Source organism: Enterobacter sp. 6722112, assembly GCF_058661685.1.
The window spans coordinates 1,589,084-1,607,723 of record NZ_JBZWGR010000007.1 but is presented as its reverse complement, the minus strand read 5'-3'; the positions used below and the strand labels follow the sequence as shown (position 1 = coordinate 1,607,723).

General features: G+C 59.1%; 18 protein-coding genes. 12 read left to right on the top strand and 6 right to left on the bottom strand.

Annotated features, from left to right (window positions below):
• The first annotated feature begins 56 nt into the window (after positions 1–56).
• The 6 genes from xthA to AC4OVU_RS09165 all read left to right on the top strand — a co-directional run bounded on the left by xthA (position 57) and on the right by AC4OVU_RS09165 (position 6,232).
• A complete protein-coding gene (xthA, locus tag AC4OVU_RS09190; protein ID WP_015570756.1) occupies positions 57–863 on the top strand; it encodes an exodeoxyribonuclease III in 807 nt (268 codons plus the stop codon).
• A gap of 6 nt (positions 864–869) precedes the next feature.
• A complete protein-coding gene (locus AC4OVU_RS09185) occupies positions 870–1,553 on the top strand; it encodes a TVP38/TMEM64 family protein (RefSeq protein WP_017693601.1) in 684 nt (227 codons plus the stop codon).
• Positions 1,554–1,559: 6 nt separating this feature from the next.
• The gene (locus AC4OVU_RS09180) at positions 1,560–2,729 is read left to right on the top strand and encodes an ABC transporter substrate-binding protein (RefSeq protein WP_072259277.1); all 1,170 of its coding nucleotides are present in this window, start codon (positions 1,560–1,562) and stop codon (positions 2,727–2,729) included.
• Positions 2,702–4,231: an ABC transporter permease family protein gene (locus tag AC4OVU_RS09175; protein WP_110292877.1), complete on the top strand. Its 1,530-nt coding sequence runs from the start codon at positions 2,702–2,704 to the stop codon at positions 4,229–4,231. Before AC4OVU_RS09180 ends, AC4OVU_RS09175 begins: the two co-directional genes overlap by 28 nt.
• A complete protein-coding gene (locus AC4OVU_RS09170) occupies positions 4,231–4,851 on the top strand; it encodes an ATP-binding cassette domain-containing protein (protein WP_015570760.1) in 621 nt (206 codons plus the stop codon). Before AC4OVU_RS09175 ends, AC4OVU_RS09170 begins: the two co-directional genes overlap by 1 nt.
• 73 nt (positions 4,852–4,924) lie before the next feature.
• A complete protein-coding gene (locus tag AC4OVU_RS09165; protein ID WP_110292888.1) occupies positions 4,925–6,232 on the top strand; it encodes a sulfurtransferase in 1,308 nt (435 codons plus the stop codon).
• Here the strand turns inward: AC4OVU_RS09165 and AC4OVU_RS09160 are convergent.
• Positions 6,229–6,846, bottom strand: a complete 618-nt coding sequence (locus AC4OVU_RS09160) for a CDP-alcohol phosphatidyltransferase family protein (protein ID WP_110292878.1) — start codon at positions 6,844–6,846, stop codon at positions 6,229–6,231. The two genes, AC4OVU_RS09165 and AC4OVU_RS09160, sit on opposite strands and share 4 nt — an antisense overlap.
• Positions 6,836–7,408 carry a carboxymuconolactone decarboxylase family protein gene (locus AC4OVU_RS09155; RefSeq protein WP_039271064.1) on the bottom strand — a complete coding sequence of 191 codons (573 nt, stop codon included), beginning with the start codon at positions 7,406–7,408 and terminating at the stop codon, positions 6,836–6,838. Before AC4OVU_RS09155 ends, AC4OVU_RS09160 begins: the two co-directional genes overlap by 11 nt.
• 75 nt (positions 7,409–7,483) lie before the next feature.
• Here AC4OVU_RS09155 and AC4OVU_RS09150 point away from each other — a divergent pair, with 75 nt between their 5' ends.
• Positions 7,484–7,900 (top strand): pyrimidine (deoxy)nucleoside triphosphate diphosphatase, encoded by a 417-nt coding sequence (locus AC4OVU_RS09150; protein ID WP_017693607.1) that lies wholly within the window; start codon positions 7,484–7,486, stop codon positions 7,898–7,900.
• Here the strand turns inward: AC4OVU_RS09150 and AC4OVU_RS09145 are convergent.
• The gene (locus tag AC4OVU_RS09145; RefSeq protein ID WP_003857857.1) at positions 7,860–8,132 is read right to left on the bottom strand and encodes a YnjH family protein; all 273 of its coding nucleotides are present in this window, start codon (positions 8,130–8,132) and stop codon (positions 7,860–7,862) included. The genes AC4OVU_RS09150 and AC4OVU_RS09145 overlap by 41 nt on opposite strands.
• Before the next feature lie 225 nt (positions 8,133–8,357).
• Here AC4OVU_RS09145 and gdhA point away from each other — a divergent pair, with 225 nt between their 5' ends.
• Positions 8,358–9,701, top strand: coding sequence for an NADP-specific glutamate dehydrogenase (gdhA, locus tag AC4OVU_RS09140; protein ID WP_015570765.1), 1,344 nt, complete (start codon positions 8,358–8,360; stop codon positions 9,699–9,701).
• Between the two features lie 113 nt (positions 9,702–9,814).
• On the opposite strand, the gene AC4OVU_RS09135 is transcribed toward gdhA, so the two are convergent.
• The 3 genes from AC4OVU_RS09135 to AC4OVU_RS09125 form a co-directional block, all read right to left on the bottom strand.
• Positions 9,815–11,737: a DNA topoisomerase III gene (locus tag AC4OVU_RS09135; protein ID WP_491928663.1), complete on the bottom strand. Its 1,923-nt coding sequence runs from the start codon at positions 11,735–11,737 to the stop codon at positions 9,815–9,817.
• A 4-nt stretch (positions 11,738–11,741) separates the two neighbouring features.
• Complete coding sequence (selD, locus tag AC4OVU_RS09130; protein ID WP_017384682.1) at positions 11,742–12,785, bottom strand: selenide, water dikinase SelD; 1,044 nt, start codon at positions 12,783–12,785, stop codon at positions 11,742–11,744.
• 116 nt (positions 12,786–12,901) lie between these two features.
• Positions 12,902–13,453: an NAD(P)H nitroreductase gene (locus AC4OVU_RS09125; RefSeq protein ID WP_032670093.1), complete on the bottom strand. Its 552-nt coding sequence runs from the start codon at positions 13,451–13,453 to the stop codon at positions 12,902–12,904.
• A gap of 167 nt (positions 13,454–13,620) precedes the next feature.
• On the opposite strand from AC4OVU_RS09125, the gene sppA reads away from it, so the two are divergent.
• The 4 genes from sppA (at position 13,621) to chiD (ending at position 18,633) form a co-directional block, all read left to right on the top strand.
• Positions 13,621–15,477, top strand: coding sequence for a signal peptide peptidase SppA (sppA, locus tag AC4OVU_RS09120; RefSeq protein WP_110292880.1), 1,857 nt, complete (start codon positions 13,621–13,623; stop codon positions 15,475–15,477).
• Positions 15,478–15,539: 62 nt separating this feature from the next.
• Positions 15,540–16,556: an asparaginase gene (gene ansA / locus AC4OVU_RS09115; RefSeq protein ID WP_058700550.1), complete on the top strand. Its 1,017-nt coding sequence runs from the start codon at positions 15,540–15,542 to the stop codon at positions 16,554–16,556.
• A 9-nt stretch (positions 16,557–16,565) separates the two neighbouring features.
• A complete protein-coding gene (pncA, locus tag AC4OVU_RS09110) occupies positions 16,566–17,207 on the top strand; it encodes a bifunctional nicotinamidase/pyrazinamidase (RefSeq protein WP_032670958.1) in 642 nt (213 codons plus the stop codon).
• Between the two features lie 172 nt (positions 17,208–17,379).
• Positions 17,380–18,633, top strand: coding sequence for a chitinase ChiD (chiD, locus tag AC4OVU_RS09105; protein ID WP_491928662.1), 1,254 nt, complete (start codon positions 17,380–17,382; stop codon positions 18,631–18,633).
• Positions 18,634–18,640: the final 7 nt, after the last annotated feature.

The window sequence follows — 18,640 nt, the reverse complement described above, 5'->3', positions numbered from 1 at the left end:
GACGACGTAAATTCTGCTACCATCCTTGCACTATTCACCTTGCATTGGCAGCGACTATGAAATTTGTCTCTTTTAATATCAACGGCCTGCGTGCCCGCCCTCACCAGCTTGAAGCGATTGTTGAGCAACATCAGCCAGATGTGATCGGCTTGCAGGAGACAAAAGTTCACGACGATATGTTCCCGCTCGAAGAGGTAGCGAAGCTGGGCTATAACGTTTTTTACCACGGTCAGAAAGGCCACTACGGCGTTGCGCTGCTGACCAAAGATACGCCGGTGTCGGTGCGTCGTGGCTTCCCGGGTGACGATGAAGAGGCGCAACGCCGCATCATCATGGCGGAAATTCCTTCCGCGCTCGGCAATGTGACCGTCATCAACGGCTATTTCCCGCAGGGTGAAAGCCGCGATCATGAAACCAAATTCCCGGCCAAAGCGAAGTTTTATCAGGATCTGCAAAACTACCTGACAACCGAACTCAAAAAAGAAAACCCGGTGCTGATCATGGGCGACATGAATATCAGCCCGACGGATCTGGATATCGGTATTGGCGAAGAGAACCGTAAGCGCTGGCTGCGCACCGGCAAATGCTCTTTCCTGCCGGAGGAGCGCGAGTGGATGGAGCGCCTGCTGGGTTGGGGGCTGGTGGATACTTTCCGCACGGCTAACCCGGCGACGCAGGATCGCTTCTCGTGGTTTGATTATCGCTCTAAAGGCTTCGATGACAACCGGGGCCTGCGTATTGATCTGCTGCTGGCGAGCGCCCCCCTGGCCGAACGCTGCATCGAAACCGGTATCGACTATGACATCCGCAGCATGGAAAAACCGTCCGACCATGCGCCGGTATGGGCAACGTTTAAGCTGTAAACTTCAGTGAATATTAAAAAAATCAGTCTCCTGTGCGCCCTTTTGGGCGCATTTGTTTTGACCGTTGTTTTGCTTCCTCCAGGCATGCTCTCCCTCGACACGCTAAAAATGCACCAGCAAACGTTGATCGATCGTGTGGAGCAGGCGCCTCTTCAGAGCGCGCTGATCTATTTTGCGGTTTACGTTCTGCTCTCCGCGCTGTCGATCCCCGGAGCCGCGCTTCTGACGCTGCTCGGCGGGGCGCTTTTCAGCCTGTGGGAGGCGACGCTGTTGGTGTCATTTGCCTCGACGCTCGGCGCCACGCTTGCCATGCTCGTCAGCCGTTATCTGCTGCGCGACTGGGTGCAACGGCGCTTTGCCGCACAGATGAGCACGATAGATGCGGGGATGGATCGCGACGGCGCACGCTACCTTTTTGCCCTGCGCCTGATGCCGTTGTTCCCGTTCTTTCTGGTCAATTTGCTGATGGGGCTAACCCGTCTCAGGGTGCGTCACTACTGGTGGGTCAGCCAGCTTGCAATGCTACCTGCCACCGTCATTTATCTGAACGCCGGACGCGAGCTGGGGAAACTCACCGCGCTGCGCGATATTCTGTCGCCGGGACTGCTGTTCGCCTTTACACTATTAGGGTTATTACCGCTGGTCACTCGCTGGCTGTTTTCCCGTTACATCCCTTCGATTAAAAAGTGAGGCATTATGCGCCGGGTGCGTTTTTGCGCGTTTCTGACGAGTCTGCTGCTGGCAACCTCTGCCTTCGCCGCAGAGAGCTGGCAATCCATTCAGCAACAGGCCACCGGGCAGACCGTCTGGTTTAACGCCTGGGGCGGTGACGAGGCCGTTAACCGCTACCTCGACTGGGTAAGCGGCGAGATGAAAACGCACTACGCCGTCAACCTGAAGATCGTTCATCTGGCCGATGCCGCCGACGCGGTGAAGCGGATCCAGACGGAACATGCCGCAGGACGCAGCAGTAACGGGTCGGTGGATCTACTCTGGGTAAACGGGGAAAACTTCCGCAACCTGAAAGCGGCAAACCTGCTGCTCACCGGCTGGGCGCAAACCCTGCCCAACTGGCGCTACGTCGATACCCGTAAACCGGTAACGGAAGATTTTGCCATCCCGACCGATGGGGCAGAATCCCCGTGGGGCGGCGCGCAATTAACCTTTATCGCCCGTAAAGCGAGTACGCCGACACCACCGGCAGATCCCCACGCGCTGCTGGTATACGCCCGACAGCACCCTGGCAAGGTGAGCTATCCGCGACCGCCGGATTTTACCGGCACGGCGTTTCTTGAGCAGCTACTGCTGGCGCTGACCGCCCATCCGGAGGCGTTAAAAAACGCGCCAGACAGAACCTTTGCGCAGGTCACCGCGCCGCTGTGGGATTACCTTGATACGCTGCACCCCCTGCTGTGGCGCGAAGGGAACGATTTTCCTCCGTCGCCTGCGCGCATGGATACGCTGCTGGCCAGCGGCAGCCTGAACCTGTCGCTCACCTTTAACCCCGCCCATGCGATGCAAAAGGTGGCGAGCGGTGAACTGCCTGCCGACAGCTACAGTTTCGGCTTTCTCAAAGGCATGATCGGCAACGTCCATTTTGTCGCTATCCCGGCAAACGCCAGCGCGAGCGCAGGCGCGAAGGTGGTGGCGAATTTCCTGCTGTCACCGCAGGCGCAGATCCGCAAAGCTAATCCTGCCGTCTGGGGTGACCCGAGCGTGCTGGATGGCGAAAAACTGCCTGCGAAAGCGGCAAAACAGCTTAGCGCCTTTACCCCCTCAGGCACGCCTGATGTACTTCCCGAACCTCACGCCGCCTGGGTTAACGCCCTGGAGCAGGAATGGCTTCGCCGCTACGGAACCCGCTAAGCGGGCTGGTCTGGGCGGCAATGGCGGTCATCTATCTGCCACTGCTTCCCGCCAGCGGCATGCTGCTGGCCCCGGCGTTTTCTCCCGGCAACTGGGCGACGCTGTTTGCCGACCCGCAGCTGCCGCAGGCGCTGGCCGCCACGCTGGTTTCCACGCTTATCGCGACGCTGGGCTCACTGTTTATCGCCCTGACCCTGCTTGCGCTTCTCTGGCCGGGTGAAGGCTGGCAGCGCCTGAGCACCCGTCTGCCGTGGCTGTTAGCCGTGCCGCACGTCGCCTTCGCCACCAGCGCGCTGCTGCTGTTTGCGGAAGGGGGGCAGTTTTACCGGATCTGTACGGTCTGTTCGCCGCAGCTTGACCGCTACGGTATCGGGCTTGGCCTGACGCTTGCGGTCAAAGAGAGCGCGTTCGTTCTGTGGGCAATCTACGCCGCGCTGCCTGAAAAGCGTCTCGCACAGCAGAAAATCGTCCTGCATACCTTCGGCTACGGACGAATGCAGGCGCTCAACTGGCTCGTCCTCCCGGCAATCGCCCCCGCGCTGGGCGCAGTCATGCTGGCGGTGCTGGCCTGGTCGCTTTCCGTGGTGGATGTGGCGATCGTGCTCGGGCCAGGCAACCCGCCTACGCTGGCGGTACTGGCCTGGCAGTGGCTCGCCCAGGGCGATGCACAACAGCAAACAAAGGGAACGCTGCTGTGTCTGGTGTTGCTCCTGCTGCTGGCGGCGCTTGCCGCGGTGGGATACGGCTTCTGGACGGCATGGCGGCGCGCCCAGCGTGACCCCTCCGGAATTCGTCACGCTTCGCATACTGCGCTGCCCGCACGGACGCTGGGCGGGTTACTGCCGCTGTGCGGCGTCCTCTGTGCGCTGGTTCTGCTGATGCTGGCACGCCGGGACGACATCGGCCCCGTCAGCGACAGCCTTTCACTGGGACTGCTGTCCAGCCTGACAGCGCTGGCCATCCTCATGCTCTGGCTTGAGTGGGGACCCCAGCGCGGCGCGGTGTGGGTCTGGCTGCCGCTCGCCCTCCCGGCGCTGCCCCTCGTGTCCGGGCAATATGCCGTGGCGCTGTGGCTGGGCATCGACGGCCAGTACGCTGCGGTGCTCTGGAGCCATATGCTCTGGGTTCTCCCGTGGATGCTCCTGGTGCTGCAACCGGCCTGGCGCAGGCTCGATCCCCGGCTTATCCTCACCGCCAGAACGCTGGGCTGGCGACAGGCGAAAATTTTCTGGTTCGTGAAATGCCCCCTGATGATTCGTCCGGCCCTGCTGGCCTTTGCCACCGGCTTTTCCGTGAGCATGGCCCAGTACATGCCGACCCTCTGGCTGGGAGCGGGACATTTCACCACCCTGACGACGGAGGCGGTCGCCCTCAGCAGCGGCGGCAGCATTCCGATCCTCGCCAGCCGGGCGCTGGGTCTGTTGCTGTTGACCAGCAGCGTATTTGCCCTTGCCGCGCTGCTCTCCCGGCTCGTGGGCCGTCACAGACAAGGATTACGTTAATGCTGAACGTGAAAAATCTCACCATTGCGCCACTCTTCCGTGAGGTCAACTTCCGCGTCCCGGCGGGGGAGATTGTCACGCTGATGGGGCCCTCCGGGAGCGGGAAATCGACCCTTTTCGCCTGGATGGTGGGGGCGTTATCCGCTGATTTTAAGGCGCACGGCGAGCTGTGGCTGAACGATCGGCGCTGCGATATGCTCCCCGTGGAAACGCGCGGGATCGGCATTCTGTTTCAGGATGCCCTGCTGTTTGACGCCTTCAGCGTGGGGCAAAACCTGATGCTGGCGCTGCCGGCGCACATCGTCGGGCGCGCCCGCCGCAACGCGGTAGAACAGGCCCTGGACACTGCCGGGCTGGCAAACCACTACGCCAGCGATCCGGCGACCCTTTCCGGCGGCGAGCGCGCCCGGGTCAGCCTGTTGCGCGCTCTTCTCGCCCAGCCGCAGGCATTGCTGCTCGACGAGCCGTTCAGTCGACTGGATAAAACGCTGCGCGCCTCATTCCGGGCGTGGGTATTCGAGGTTACTCGCCAGCGCAGGATCCCGGTGGTGCTGGTCACGCATGATGAGGACGATATTCCGCCCGGCGGCGAGGTGATTGAGATTTCTCGCTGGCAATAATGTGCTAACGCAATGTTTTTGGCTTCAGGAGAGACGACAATGCCCCCCTCTTTTAATGACGTCAGGTTTTTCGATGAAACGTGTTTCTCAACTGACCGCGCTGGCCCTGCTCTGCGGCCTCGCCTCACTCTCCTCCACGGCGGCTGATATGCCCCACGCCCTCACGCTGGACCAGCTCCAGGCGCAAAACGGCGCGGTAATTGATACGCGCGTCAGTGCGTTCTTTAACGGCTGGCCGCAGACCCTGAGCGGAACGTCCGGTCATGAACCCGCCGCGCTTAATCTCTCTGCCAGCTGGCTTGGGGCAATGAGCGATGAACAGCTCAGCGGCTGGGCAAAACAACATCGGCTTACGCCAGACATGCCGGTTGCGCTCTATGGCAACGATGATGACAACCAGACCGTCAAAGCGCGGCTGGAGAAAGCGGGCTTTACCCACGTCTCCACCCTGAGCGATGCCCTGCAACAATCCGACCGTCTGCAACGTCTGGCGCATTTCGAACAGCTGGTTTATCCGCAGTGGATCCGCCAGTTGCAGCAGGGCAAACCCGTTACCGCCGCACCAGCCGGAGAATGGAAGGTGATCGAGGCTGGCTGGGGTGCGCCGAAGCTTTATCTCCTGAGCCACATTCCCGGTGCGGGCTATATCGACACCAATGAAGTGGAAAGCGAACCGCTGTGGAATAAGGTCTCTGACGAAAAGCTGAAAGCGATGCTGGCGAAGCACGGGATCCGTCACGATACCACCGTCATTCTGTACGGTCGCGACGTGTATGCCGCCGCGCGCGTGGCGCAGATCATGCTCTACGCGGGCGTGAAGGATGTGCGAATTCTGGATGGCGGCTGGAAGGCGTGGTCCGACGCCAGCCTGCCCGTTGAGCGCGGAACGCCTGCAAAGGTCAAACCAGCCCCTGATTTTGGCGCGCCGATCCCGGGCCAGCCCCGGCTGATGGTGGATATGGAGCAGGCCCGGGGAATGCTGCACCGTCAGGACGCCTCGCTGGTGAGCATTCGTTCCTGGCCAGAGTTTATCGGTGAAACCAGCGGCTACAGCTATATCAAGCCAAAAGGTGAGATTGCCGGTGCGCGCTGGGGCCATGCGGGCAGCGACGCGACCCACATGGAAGATTTCCACAATCCGGATGGCACCATGCGCAGCGCCGATGATATTGCCGCCATGTGGAAAACGTGGAATATCCTGCCGGAGCAGCACGTTGCGTTTTACTGTGGTACCGGCTGGCGCGCGTCTGAAGCCTTTATGTACGCCCGCGCCATGGGCTGGCAGAACGTTGCCGTCTACGACGGCGGCTGGTACGAATGGAGCAGCCATCCGCAGAACCCGGTCTCCACCGGGGAGCGCGGACCGGAGAGCGCACGCTAGCGGGGAAGTGATTTCAGCGTGATATAACCGCTCCAGATGCGCGTTGTGGTGGTCAGCCAGCACAACGCGCCCAATGTCCAGGCAAACAGCGCGAAATGCGCCGGAAACAGGCAGCACAGCGCAAACAGCGCGATGGTCTCCGTTCCTTCCGTTAATCCCCCAATGTAATAAAGCGACTTGTGCGCATAGCCGGGGTTGTCGATATCATGCTTCCCCGCCAGCGCGGCAAAGGCCAGAAAACTGCTGCCCGTCCCCATAAAAGCGAACAGCAGCCAGGCGGCGGCGATCGCGTTATCAGCCGGAGCGGCCAGCGCAAAGCCAAACGGCACCAGGGCGTAGAACAGGAAGTCGAGGGCGATATCAAGAAATCCTCCCGCGTCCGTCAGGCCACGGCGACGCGCCAGCGCGCCGTCCAGACCATCCAGCAGCCGGTTCAGCACAATGGCGATCAGCGCCGCCGGATACCAGCCCAGCGCCAGAAACGGTAACGCCAGCACGCCAATCGCAAACCCGGCGAGCGTTAAGCCATCAGGCGTGATAAACGGTTTATCCAGCGCGGCGGCCAGCTGATTTAACCCGGGTTTCAGCCGGGGGTGCAGATGTTTATCCAGCATGCGGTTTACCTTTAAACGTGGCGCACAGACCCTGAGCCGGGATATCCAGCGCGGCGTTAAAGCGGGCGGAAAGATTCTGAAAGGCAATCAGAGCCGTCATTTCGGTGATGGTCTCTTCCGTAAAGTGGCGCTTCAGCAGACTTTTGATATTTTCATCCACCTGAGGCGGCGTGGCGGTGACCGCTTCCGCATAGGCCAGCGCCGCGCGCTCCTCTTCGCTGAACAGGGTGGAATTTTGCCAGTCGCTGACGGCCTGCACTTTATCCAGCGCCCCGCTCCGCTCGGCCAGACGCAGGCTGTTGGCATCAATACAAAATGCGCAGTGGCAGATCTGCGAGATCCGCGTCATTAGCAGCGATCGCAGAACCGGGGTCAATCGCGCATTGCGCCGCTCCAGATAGCCGACAAACAGCGCCACCAGCCAGAAAAGACGCGGCATACGCCCCCACCAGCGCGTGGGGTTCAGCACCGCGCCGAAGTGTTTTTTCTGCATGGCGGCGATGGGGCTGAGGCTGACGGGAAGGGTTTCCATGGGCGCAACCCAGGCGGATGTCTCTTTCACCTGATTCTCCTGATGACTGGACTCTTTGGAAGGGCACGATAATATGTCGTTTTTCGCTATTAATTATTGACGAACATGCTGAAAACACTCGATGTGGTTGCGGCCATCCTCGAAAAAGAGGGCAAGATTTTGCTGGCGCAGCGTCCCGAACATGCCGATCAGCCAGGAATGTGGGAATTTGCAGGCGGGAAGGTTGAAGCCGGTGAGACCCAGCCGGAAGCGCTGATCCGCGAACTGCGCGAAGAACTCGGCATTGAAGCCGTGCCCGCGCGGTATGTGGCAAGCCACCAACGGGAGGTGTCGCAGCGGCTGATTCACCTCCACGCCTGGCATGTGCCTGAATTTAGCGGTCAGCTGAAGGCGCATTATCACTCGGCGCTGGTATGGTGCACGCCAGAAGACGCGTTCACGTATGCTTTAGCCCCGGCGGATATACCGCTGCTGGAGGCGTTTATTCTTTTACGCGACGCCAGACCAGCGGGTTTGTACTGAGGGTGCGTTCATCACGCTGGCACTGCAACAGCACGCCATCTGCCCTGACCACTGCGCCTTCGGAATAGTTTTGATCCTGATAGATACAGCACTGATTACACGGCTGCGCACGCTGGCCGCCAGCGCTAAAGACCTCTGGCGGCACGTTGACCTCGACATCCGGGCGAATGCGGTCAGCCTGTGCCCCGGCGGACACCATCAAACATAACGCGGCCATTGCGTAACGGTTCATAGACTTTATTTCCTTTGCATCGTTTATATCTATAACGGTCGATCCGGACGGGATCTTTAATTTATCTCGTCATCGCTTTTGGTTATGACGCGCGCCCTGTCATTAATTTCCCTTGCGGCATAAATTTCTGCTTGCCTCTCAAAGCGGTGCGGGTGGTATAGTCAAAAAAACGACACAAAACATCTACGCCACACGCATAAATTATTATAAGAGGTTCTTATATCTATGGATCAGACACGCTCTCTGGAAAGCTTTCTTGCCCATGTTCAGCAGCGCGACCCGCACCAAAGCGAGTTTGCCCAGGCCGTTCGTGAAGTCATGACCACCCTGTGGCCCTTCCTTGAGGAAAATCCGCGTTACCGTCAGATGGCGCTGCTTGAACGTCTGGTAGAGCCGGAGCGCGTCATCCAGTTCCGCGTGGCGTGGGTGGACGATCGCAATCAGGTGCAGGTCAACCGCGCGTGGCGCGTGCAGTTTAACTCCGCCATTGGGCCGTTTAAGGGCGGGATGCGCTTCCACCCCTCGGTGAACCTGTCGATTCTGAAATTCCTCGGCTTCGAGCAGACCTTTAAAAATGCGCTCACTACCCTGCCGATGGGCGGCGGTAAAGGCGGGAGTGATTTCGATCCGAAAGGCAAGAGCGAAGGCGAAGTGATGCGCTTCTGCCAGGCGCTGGTCACTGAGCTCTATCGCCACCTTGGGCCGGACACCGACGTTCCTGCCGGGGATATCGGCGTGGGGGGGCGTGAAGTGGGCTTTATGGCCGGGATGATGAAAAAGCTCTCCAACAACAGTGCCTGCGTCTTTACCGGCAAAGGTCTGTCGTTTGGCGGTAGCCTGATTCGCCCGGAAGCGACGGGTTATGGTCTGGTCTATTTCACCGAAGCGATGCTTAAGCGTCACGGGCTGAGCTTCGAGGGGATGCGCGTGGCGGTCTCCGGCTCCGGCAACGTGGCGCAGTACGCTATCGAGAAAGCGATGGCGTTTGGCGCGCGCGTAGTGACCGCCTCCGACTCCAGCGGCACCGTGGTGGATGAAGCTGGCTTTACGGCAGAAAAACTGGCGCGTCTGTGCGAAATCAAAGCCAGCCGTGACGGTCGGGTAGCGGATTATGCCCGTGAATTTGGCCTGACCTATCTGGAAGGTAAACAGCCGTGGGGCGTGCCGGTGGATATTGCCCTGCCGTGCGCGACGCAAAACGAACTGGACGTGGATGCCGCCCGGACGCTGATTAGCAATGGCGTGAAAGCGGTAGCGGAAGGGGCAAATATGCCCACCACTATTGAAGCGACCGACCTGTTCCTGGACGCGGGCGTGCTGTTTGCGCCAGGCAAGGCGGCGAACGCTGGCGGCGTGGCAACATCCGGTCTGGAAATGGCGCAAAACGCCGCGAGAATGGGCTGGAAGGCAGAGAAAGTGGATGCCCGTCTGCACCACATCATGCTCGATATTCATCACGCCTGCGTGGAGTACGGCGGCGAGGCCTCGCAAACTAACTACGTGCGCGGGGCGAATATCGCCGGGTTCGTGAAGGTGGCCGATGCAATGATCGGACAGGGTGTGATTTAGTTTCGCTGCATTCTCGCCCTTGTAGGCCCGGTAAGCGCTGGCGCCACCGGGCTTTTTTCAGGCCGCAGAGGGGCTTTCGCCGGGTGGCGGCTTCGCCTTACCCGGCCTACGGTTTAAGCGGTTGTATTTTTGGCTGCGCTTTTCTTCTTTTTGAACGGTTTCTTCGCCCCGCCGCCCGGGGCGACCATTCCCCGGAATCGCTTCACTGGCGTACTGCGCGCCTGGTCAATCAGCTGATAAAGCGTCCCTACCAGCGGCTGCATAAAGTCCTGATAACGGCACTGCTTTTCGCTGATCTGCGTCAGCACCGACTCCCAGTGCGCGGTCATGTCCGGCCTGGCGGCCAGCTCCGGCAGCGAATGAATTAGCGCCCGGCCCGGTTCTGTTGAATGGATGTAACGTCCCTTTTTCTCCAGGAAGCCGCGCTTAAAGAGCAGTTCGATGATCCCCGCGCGGGTCGCTTCCGTGCCCAGACCGTCGGTGGCGCGCAGGATCTTCTTCAGATCTTTATCCTGCACAAAGCGGGCGATCCCGGTCATGGCCGACAGCAGCGTCGCGTCGGTGAAATGGCGCGGCGGCTGGGTTTGTCGTTCAACCACTTCGCCCTTCTCGCACAGCAGTTCGTCGCCTTTGGCCACGACCGGCAGCGGCGTGCCGTCGTTCTCTTCGTCACGCTCTTTGTTGCCGAGCAGCGTGCGCCAGCCCGCTTCCGCGAGGAAACGCGCTTTGGCGATAAATTTGCCTTTGGCAATCTCCAGTTCAATAACGCACTTGCGGAACACCGCGTCCGGGCAGAACTGCATCAGATACTGACGTGCGATCAGGTTATAGACCTTTGCTTCGTTGTCGGTCAGGTTGACGTTGCTGGTGCGCGCCGTCGGGATTATCGCGTGGTGAGCATCGACTTTTTTATCGTCCCAGCAGCGGTTATGGGTATCCAGGTTTACCGCCGGCTGCGGCAACAGATCCGGCGCATGGACGCCAATGGCATTCATCACCGAGTGGCGTCCGGCGAAGTGTTCTTCCGGCAGATAGCGGCTGTCCGAACGCGGATAGGTGATCAGCTTGTGGGTTTCGTAGAGCTTCTGGCAGATATCGAGCACGTTCTGCGCGCTAAGACCAAAGCGCTTAGCCGCCTCAATCTGCAACGCCGAAAGGGAGAACGGCAGCGGTGCGGGCTCCGTTTCCCGTTTGTCGTTATAGCTGGTGACGATTGCGGGCTGGCCGGTAATGCGGTTGACCACGTGCTCCGCCAGCGGGCGATGCAGCAGCCGTCCCTCTTCGTCCTGATATGACTCACAGGCATCGCTTGGCTGCCAGACGGCGGTAAAGCGTTCGTCTTTCGGCGTGACGATATGCGCTTTGACTTCGAAGAAGTCTTTGGCGACGAAATTTTCGATCTCTTCGTCGCGACGCACCACCAGCCCCAGCACCGGTGTCTGGACACGACCGACGGAGAGTACGCCCTGATAACCCGCGTTGCGCCCGAGAATGGTGTAGGCGCGGGTCATGTTGATCCCGTATAGCCAGTCCGCACGGGCACGCGCCAGCGCGGAGACACACAGGGGAATAAATTCGCTGTTGGCGCGCAGGCGTGAAATGGCCCGCTCTACCGCCTGAGGGTTGAGGTCGTTGATCAGGCAGCGCTGCACCTGCTGGCGCTTTTCCGGCGCCAGCTCCAGGTAGTCCAGCACTTCATCGACCAGCAGTTGCCCTTCCCTGTCCGGGTCACCCGCGTGGACCACTTCCGTCGCCTCATGCAGGAAGCGCTTAATGACGTTGAGCTGTTTGGTGACGGAAGGACGCGGTTGGAGACGCCACTTTTCCGGCACAATCGGCAGATCGTTGAGATTCCAGCGGGCGTAGCGGCTGTCGTAGACATCCGGCTGCGCCTGTTCAAGCAGGTGACCGATACACCAGGTGACCACCTGCCCGTTACCGCATTCGATAAAGCCGTCGCCTTTGCGATGCGGCCTGGGCAGCACATCGGCGATGGCACGCGCCAGACTCGGCTTTTCGGCAATAAACAACCGCATCGAATTAACGGATCTCAATCATCGGGCGACCACCGCGGGCGGTCACCAGCTCACCAATGGCCGTCAGGGTGATGCCAAACTCGGCAGCCGTCGCCTGAACGTCAGCTTCAGCTTCCGGCGTCACCGCCAGCAGCAGGCCGCCGGAGGTTTGCGGATCGCACAGCAGGTTACGCCACGCTTCCGGCATTTCGCCCATTAAATGGCCGTAGCTGGCGAAGTTGCGCTGCGTCCCGCCCGGCACTGCGCCCTGAGCAATGTACTCTTCCACGCCCGGCAGCTTAGGCACATCCTGATACCAGACCTGCGCCTGCACGCCCGCGCCCTGACAGACTTCAGAGAGGTGCCCCAGCAGACCAAAACCGGTCACGTCGGTCATGGCCTTCACGCCGTCGATATTGGCGAATGCCGCACCGGCGAGGTTCATCTGGCACATCACTTCCGTTGCCAGACCGATATGCTCGGGCTTCAGCAGGGATTTCTTCTCGGCAGTGGTCAGTACGCCAATGCCCAGCGGCTTAGTGAGGAACAGCTTGCAGCCCGCCTGCGCGGTGCTGTTGCGCTTCACGCGCTCGGTCGGCACCACGCCGGTGACGGCCAGGCCGAAGATCGGCTCCGGCGCATCGATAGAGTGACCACCGGCCAGGGCAATACCCGCCTGCTGGCAGGCAAAGCGTCCGCCTTCGATCACGTCGCGGGCAATCTCCGGCGGGAGGGTGTTAATCGGCCAGCCCAGAATGGCGATCGCCATAATCGGTTTACCGCCCATCGCAAAGATATCGCTGATGGCGTTGGTGGCAGCAATGCGCCCGAAGTCGAACGGGTTGTCGACAATCGGCATAAAGAAGTCAGTGGTGCTGATAATGCTGGTGCCGTTACCCAGGTCATAAACCGCTGCATCGTCACGCGTTTCGTTACCGACAAGCAGATTCGGGTCGACAAACTTCGCCTGCTCACTGTGCAGGATGGTCTCCAGCACTTTCGGGGAAATTTTACAACCGCAACCGGCTCCGTGGCTGTATTGCGTTAAACGAATGGTTTGCTCGCTCATGGACGTCTCCTGTCATCTCAATCGCGCTATGGTAGCGCTCATTCCATAAAGAGGTAAGTATGACTGTCTGAATTCTGCGGCGGATGCTCAGAATCCAGACAGTTTAGCGCGGGTGATTAAAAACGGCTGACGAAAGGCGTAGTGTCCGGCACGCTAATGGTGCTGGAAGCTTTAAGCTGCGGGGTGCCGAGATAGAGGAAGCCGACAATTTTATCCTGTTCGCCGCAGGAGAAACCTTCCCGCACGGCGGCGCTCCCGGTCAGCGGCCCGGTACGCCAGATGCCGTTAAAGCCCTGCGCGACGGCGGCCATCTGCATTGCCATTACCGCGCAACCGGCAGACATCTCCTGCTCCCAGACCGGCACTTTATGATCGGCCTGACATTTTGCGACTACCGCGATGATCATCGGCGCACGGAACGGCGCGTTGCGGGCTTTATCAATCCCCTTCTCATCCTGGCCTGCGGCAACAGCCCCCTGCTCCAGCAGCTGGCTGAAGCGGTCGCGCCCTTCGCCTTCAATGATAAAGAAGTGCCACGGCTGCAATGTGCCATGGTCCGGCGCACGCATTCCGGCACGCAGAATGTTTTCCAGCTGCTCGCCGACGGGTGCCGGTTCGGCCAGGCGGGAAGCGCTACGACGGTTAACAAGCAGTTCAAGTGCGTCCATTGGTTAACTCCTTTCATGAAATTTACTCACAAAATTAACACGACAGCAGAATTTGTTACAGCGTGGCAGGCGATTCCTGCTGACAAGTGGCGGTTGGGTCATTACGATAACCGCACATTACCGTCCCGTGGCGACGGAAACAGTCCTTTTCTGGTTAGGGAGAATACATGCGAACCCTTTGGCGAATCTTTGCCGGTTTCTTTAAATGGACGTGGCGACTGCTCAACTTCGTCCGCAACCTGGTGATGAACATCTTCTTCATCTTCCTGGTCCTGGTATGCGCAGGTATCTGGATGCATATCAGCAACGCAAACCAGTCGCAGCATTCGACGCGCGGCGCGCTGTTACTCGATATCACCGGGGTGATTGTTGATAAGCCATCGACCAGCAACCGTCTGGGCGTGATTGGTCGCCAGCTGTTCGGCGCAACGTCAGACCGTCTTCAGGAAAACTCCCTGTTTGATATCGTCGACACCATCCGTCAGGCTAAAGACGATCGTAACATTACCGGTATCGTGCTGGACCTGAAAGATTTTGCCGGCGCCGATCAGCCGTCAATGCAGTACATCGGTAAAGCGCTGCGCGAATTCCGCGACAGCGGTAAACCGGTTATTGCCATTGGCGACAGCTACACCCAGGGACAATATTATCTGGCGAGCTTTGCCAATAAGATCTGGCTTTCGCCACAGGGCACGGTCGATCTGCATGGCTTTGCCACTAACGGTCTGTACTACAAATCGCTGCTCGACAAGCTGAAGGTCACCACCCACGTCTTCCGCGTCGGGACCTATAAATCCGCCGTGGAGCCGTTTATCCGCGATGATATGTCCCCTGCCGCCCGTGAAGCGGACAGCCGCTGGATTGGCGAGCTGTGGCAGAACTACCTCGGCACCATTGCCGCTAACCGTCAGATTACCGCTGAGCAGGTCTTCCCGGGCGCGCGCGGCGTGCTGGACGGCCTGCGCAAGGTGGACGGCGATACAGCGAAATACGCGCTTGATAACAAACTGGTCGATCAGCTGGGTTCCAGCGCTGAAATTGAAAAAGCGCTGACCAAACAGTTCGGCTGGAGTAAAGAGGATAAAAACTACAGCGCCATCAGCATGTATGACTACGCCGCGAAAAAGCCGGACGACAGTGTTGACAGCATCGCCGTGGTGTTTGCTAACGGGGCCATTATGGATGGCGAAGAAACGCCGGGGAACGTCGGCGGGGACACCACCGCGTCGCAGATCCGCGATGCGCGCCTGGATCCGAAAGTGAAGGCGATTGTCCTGCGGGTGAACAGCCCTGGCGGCAGCGTCAGCGCCTCTGAAGTGATCCGTGCTGAACTGGCCGCCGCGCGCGCCGCGGGCAAGCCGGTAGTGGTATCGATGGGCGGCATGGCGGCTTCCGGGGGCTACTGGATCTCGACGCCAGCCAACTACATTGTGGCTAACCCAAGCACGCTGACCGGCTCGATTGGCATCTTCGGCGTGATCAACACCGTAGAGAACAGCCTGGATTATCTCGGCGTCCACACCGACGGCGTTTCCACCTCGCCGCTGGCGGATGTGTCCGTCACCAAATCCCTGCCGCCTGAGGTGTCTGAGATGATGCAGCTCAGCATTGAGAGTGGCTATAAACGTTTCATCACGCTGGTTGCGGACTCCCGTAAAAAGACGCCCGATCAGATTGACCAGATCGCTCAGGGCCACGTCTGGACCGGCCAGGACGCGAAGAGCAACGGCCTGGTAGACAGCTTGGGTGACTTCGACGACGCCGTGAAGAAAGCGGCGGAGCTGGCGAAGCTCAAGCAGTGGCACGTGGACTATTATCAGGACGAACCAACGTTCTTCGATATGGTCATGGACAGCATGTCCGGCTCCGTTCGTGCCATGCTGCCGGACGCGCTTCAGGCTTATCTGCCGGCGCCGGTGGCGACCGCGGCGAAAGCCATGAAAGCGGAGAGCGACAAGCTTGCTGCCTTTAATGATCCACAAAGCCGCTACGCGTTTTGCCTGACCTGTGCGAACGTGCGTTAAAAACCGTCCCCTCTTCCCGTGAAGAGGGGATTTTTTCTTTTGAAGAACAAGAACTCATTACCATGCAGAAGAAATCAATTTATGTCGCCTATACCGGCGGTACCATCGGTATGCAGCGCTCAGAAAATGGCTATATCCCGGTTTCCGGCCACTTGCAGCGCCAGCTGGCGCTGATGCCTGAATTCCACCGTCCGGAAATGCCGGACTTTACCATCCACGAATATGAGCCGCTGATGGACTCCTCCGACATGACGCCGGAAGACTGGCAGCATATTGCGGACGATATTAAAGCCCATTACGACCAGTACGACGGCTTCGTGATCCTGCACGGTACCGACACCATGGCGTTCACCGCCTCGGCGCTCTCCTTCATGCTGGAGAACCTGAGCAAGCCCGTCATCGTGACCGGCTCGCAGATCCCGCTGGCGGAACTGCGTTCAGACGGGCAGATCAACCTGCTTAACTCCCTGTACGTGGCGGCCAATTATCCGATTAACGAAGTGTCGTTGTTCTTCAATAACCGTTTGTATCGCGGGAACCGCACTACCAAAGCGCACGCCGACGGCTTTGACGCTTTTGCCTCACCTAACCTACAACCGCTGCTGGAAGCGGGGATCCATATCCGTCGTCTGGGCACGCCGCCCGCACCAAATACCGCAGGCGAACTGATCGTTCACCCGATCACCCCGCAGCCGATCGGCGTGGTGACGATTTATCCGGGTATTTCCGCCGACGTGGTGCGCAACTTCCTGCGCCAGCCGGTGAAGGCGCTGATCCTGCGCTCCTATGGTGTGGGTAACGCCCCGCAGAACGGTGAATTCCTGAAAGAGCTTCAGGAGGCGAGCGATCGCGGGATTGTGGTGGTCAACCTCACCCAGTGTATGTCCGGTAAGGTCAATATGGGCGGCTACGCCACCGGCAATGCCCTGGCGCACGCTGGGGTGATCAGTGGTTTCGATATGACCGTTGAGGCAACGCTGACTAAACTTCACTATTTACTGAGTCAGGATCTGGACATTGATTCCATTCGCCACGCCATGATGCAAAACCTGCGCGGTGAACTGACGCCGGACGAATAAGGAGGTCCCATGAAGCAACGCGCCCTGTTACTGGTCGATTTGCAAAATGATTTCTGTGCGGGCGGTGCGCTGGCCGTTGCCGAAGGCGACAGCACCGTAGACGTCGCGAATTCGCTGATTGAGTGGTGTAAAGCTCGTGGTGAAGCGGTGGTGGCGAGTCAGGACTGGCATCCGGCAAACCACGGCAGCTTTGCCAGCCAGCACAACGTTGAGCCTTACAGCCAGGGCGATCTGGACGGGCTGGCGCAAACCTTCTGGCCCGATCACTGCGTGCAGCAGACGGAGGGCGCTGAGTTGCATCCGCTGCTGAACCAGAAGGCCATCGACGCGGTGTTCCACAAAGGTGAAAACCCAACCATCGACAGCTACAGCGCGTTCTTTGATAACGGTCATCGTCAGAAGACGGCGCTGGACGCGTGGTTGCGCCACCATGAGATCACCGAGCTGATTGTGCTGGGCCTGGCGACGGATTACTGCGTGAAGTTCACCGTGCTGGATGCGCTCCAGTTGGGCTATACCGTGAATGTCATCACCGACGGCTGTCGCGGGGTGAATATTCAGCCGCATGACAGCGCTCAGGCGTTTATGGATATGGCCGCAGAAGGCGCAACGCTGTATACGCTGGCTGACTGGCTGGAGACGCAGGCGTAAGCTTTTTTAGCCGGGTGGCGGCTTCGCCTTACCCGGCATTTCTTTCCCAATCCCCATAAAGTGAACTCCCTCGCATCACAAGCGAAACGGCGATGCTATTCTCTTCAGGCTGTTTTTTCGCCACGCCTTTTCTGTGGCGTGGTTATTTTTATTCAGTCAAAGAGGAAATTATATGAAACGTTTGCCCTTGCTGGCAGCATTACCCTTGCTTTGCGCGTCACTGGCTTCCGCCGCGCCCCTGATGTCCGTGGGTTACTTCAATGGGGGTGGCGATGTTACCGCCGGACCGGGTGGCGATATTAATAAACTCGACGTCCGCCAGATCACCCACCTCAACTACTCGTTTGGTCTGGTCTATAACAACGAGAAAGACGAAACCAACGCCGCGCTGAAAGATCCGGCAAAACTGCATCAAATCTGGTTATCACCTAAGGTGGCATCCGATCTGGCGTTACTTCCTCAGCTTCGTAAACAAAACCCGAACCTGAAAGTCCTGCTTTCCGTTGGCGGCTGGGGCGCGCGTGGTTTTTCTGGCGCAGCGGCAACCAAAGAGAGTCGCGCGGTATTTATTCGCTCCGCGCAGGAGATCGTCAGTAGATACGGCCTGGACGGGATCGACCTGGACTGGGAATATCCGGTCAACGGCGCGTGGGGACTGGTCGAGAGCACCCCTGCCGACCGGGATAATTTCACCGCGCTGTTAAAAGAGATGCGTGACGCGTTCGGTAAGAAAAAGCTGGTCACGATTGCGGTGGGCGCGAATGCGGAAAGTCCGAAAAGCTGGGTGGATGTGAAAGCCATTGCCCCCCTGCTCGATTACATCAACCTGATGACCTACGACATGGCGTACGGTACTCAGTATTTTAACGCGAATCTGTATGACTCCAGCGCCTGGCCAACGGTGGCTGCCGCAGACAAGTACAGCGTCGATTTTGTGGTGAATAACTATCTGGCCGCCGGGCTGAAGCCGCAGCAGATGAACCTCGGAATTGGTTTCTATGGGCGCGTGCCGAAGCGCGCCGTTGAACCGGGTATCGACTGGAGCAAATCGGACGCGCAGAACAATCCGGTGACGCAGCCCTACTTCGGGCCGCAGGAACTGGGCCTGTTCAAATCGCTTGGCTATGATCTGACCAAAGATACCTATGTGAAATACAACGATATCGTCCGCAAGCTGCTGAACGATCCGCAGAAACGCTTTACCGAGCACTGGGACGAACAGGCGAAGGTGCCGTGGCTGTCGGTGAAATCCGCCGACGGGAAGGCGCTGTTTGCGATTTCCTATGAGAACCCGCGCTCCGTGGCGATCAAAGCGGATTACATTAAGGAGAAAGGTCTGGCTGGCGCCATGTTCTGGGAGTACGGTGCTGACGACGAAAACCAGCTCGCGAAACAGCTGGCGGAGTCGCTTGGGATCCCGCACTAAGATGTAG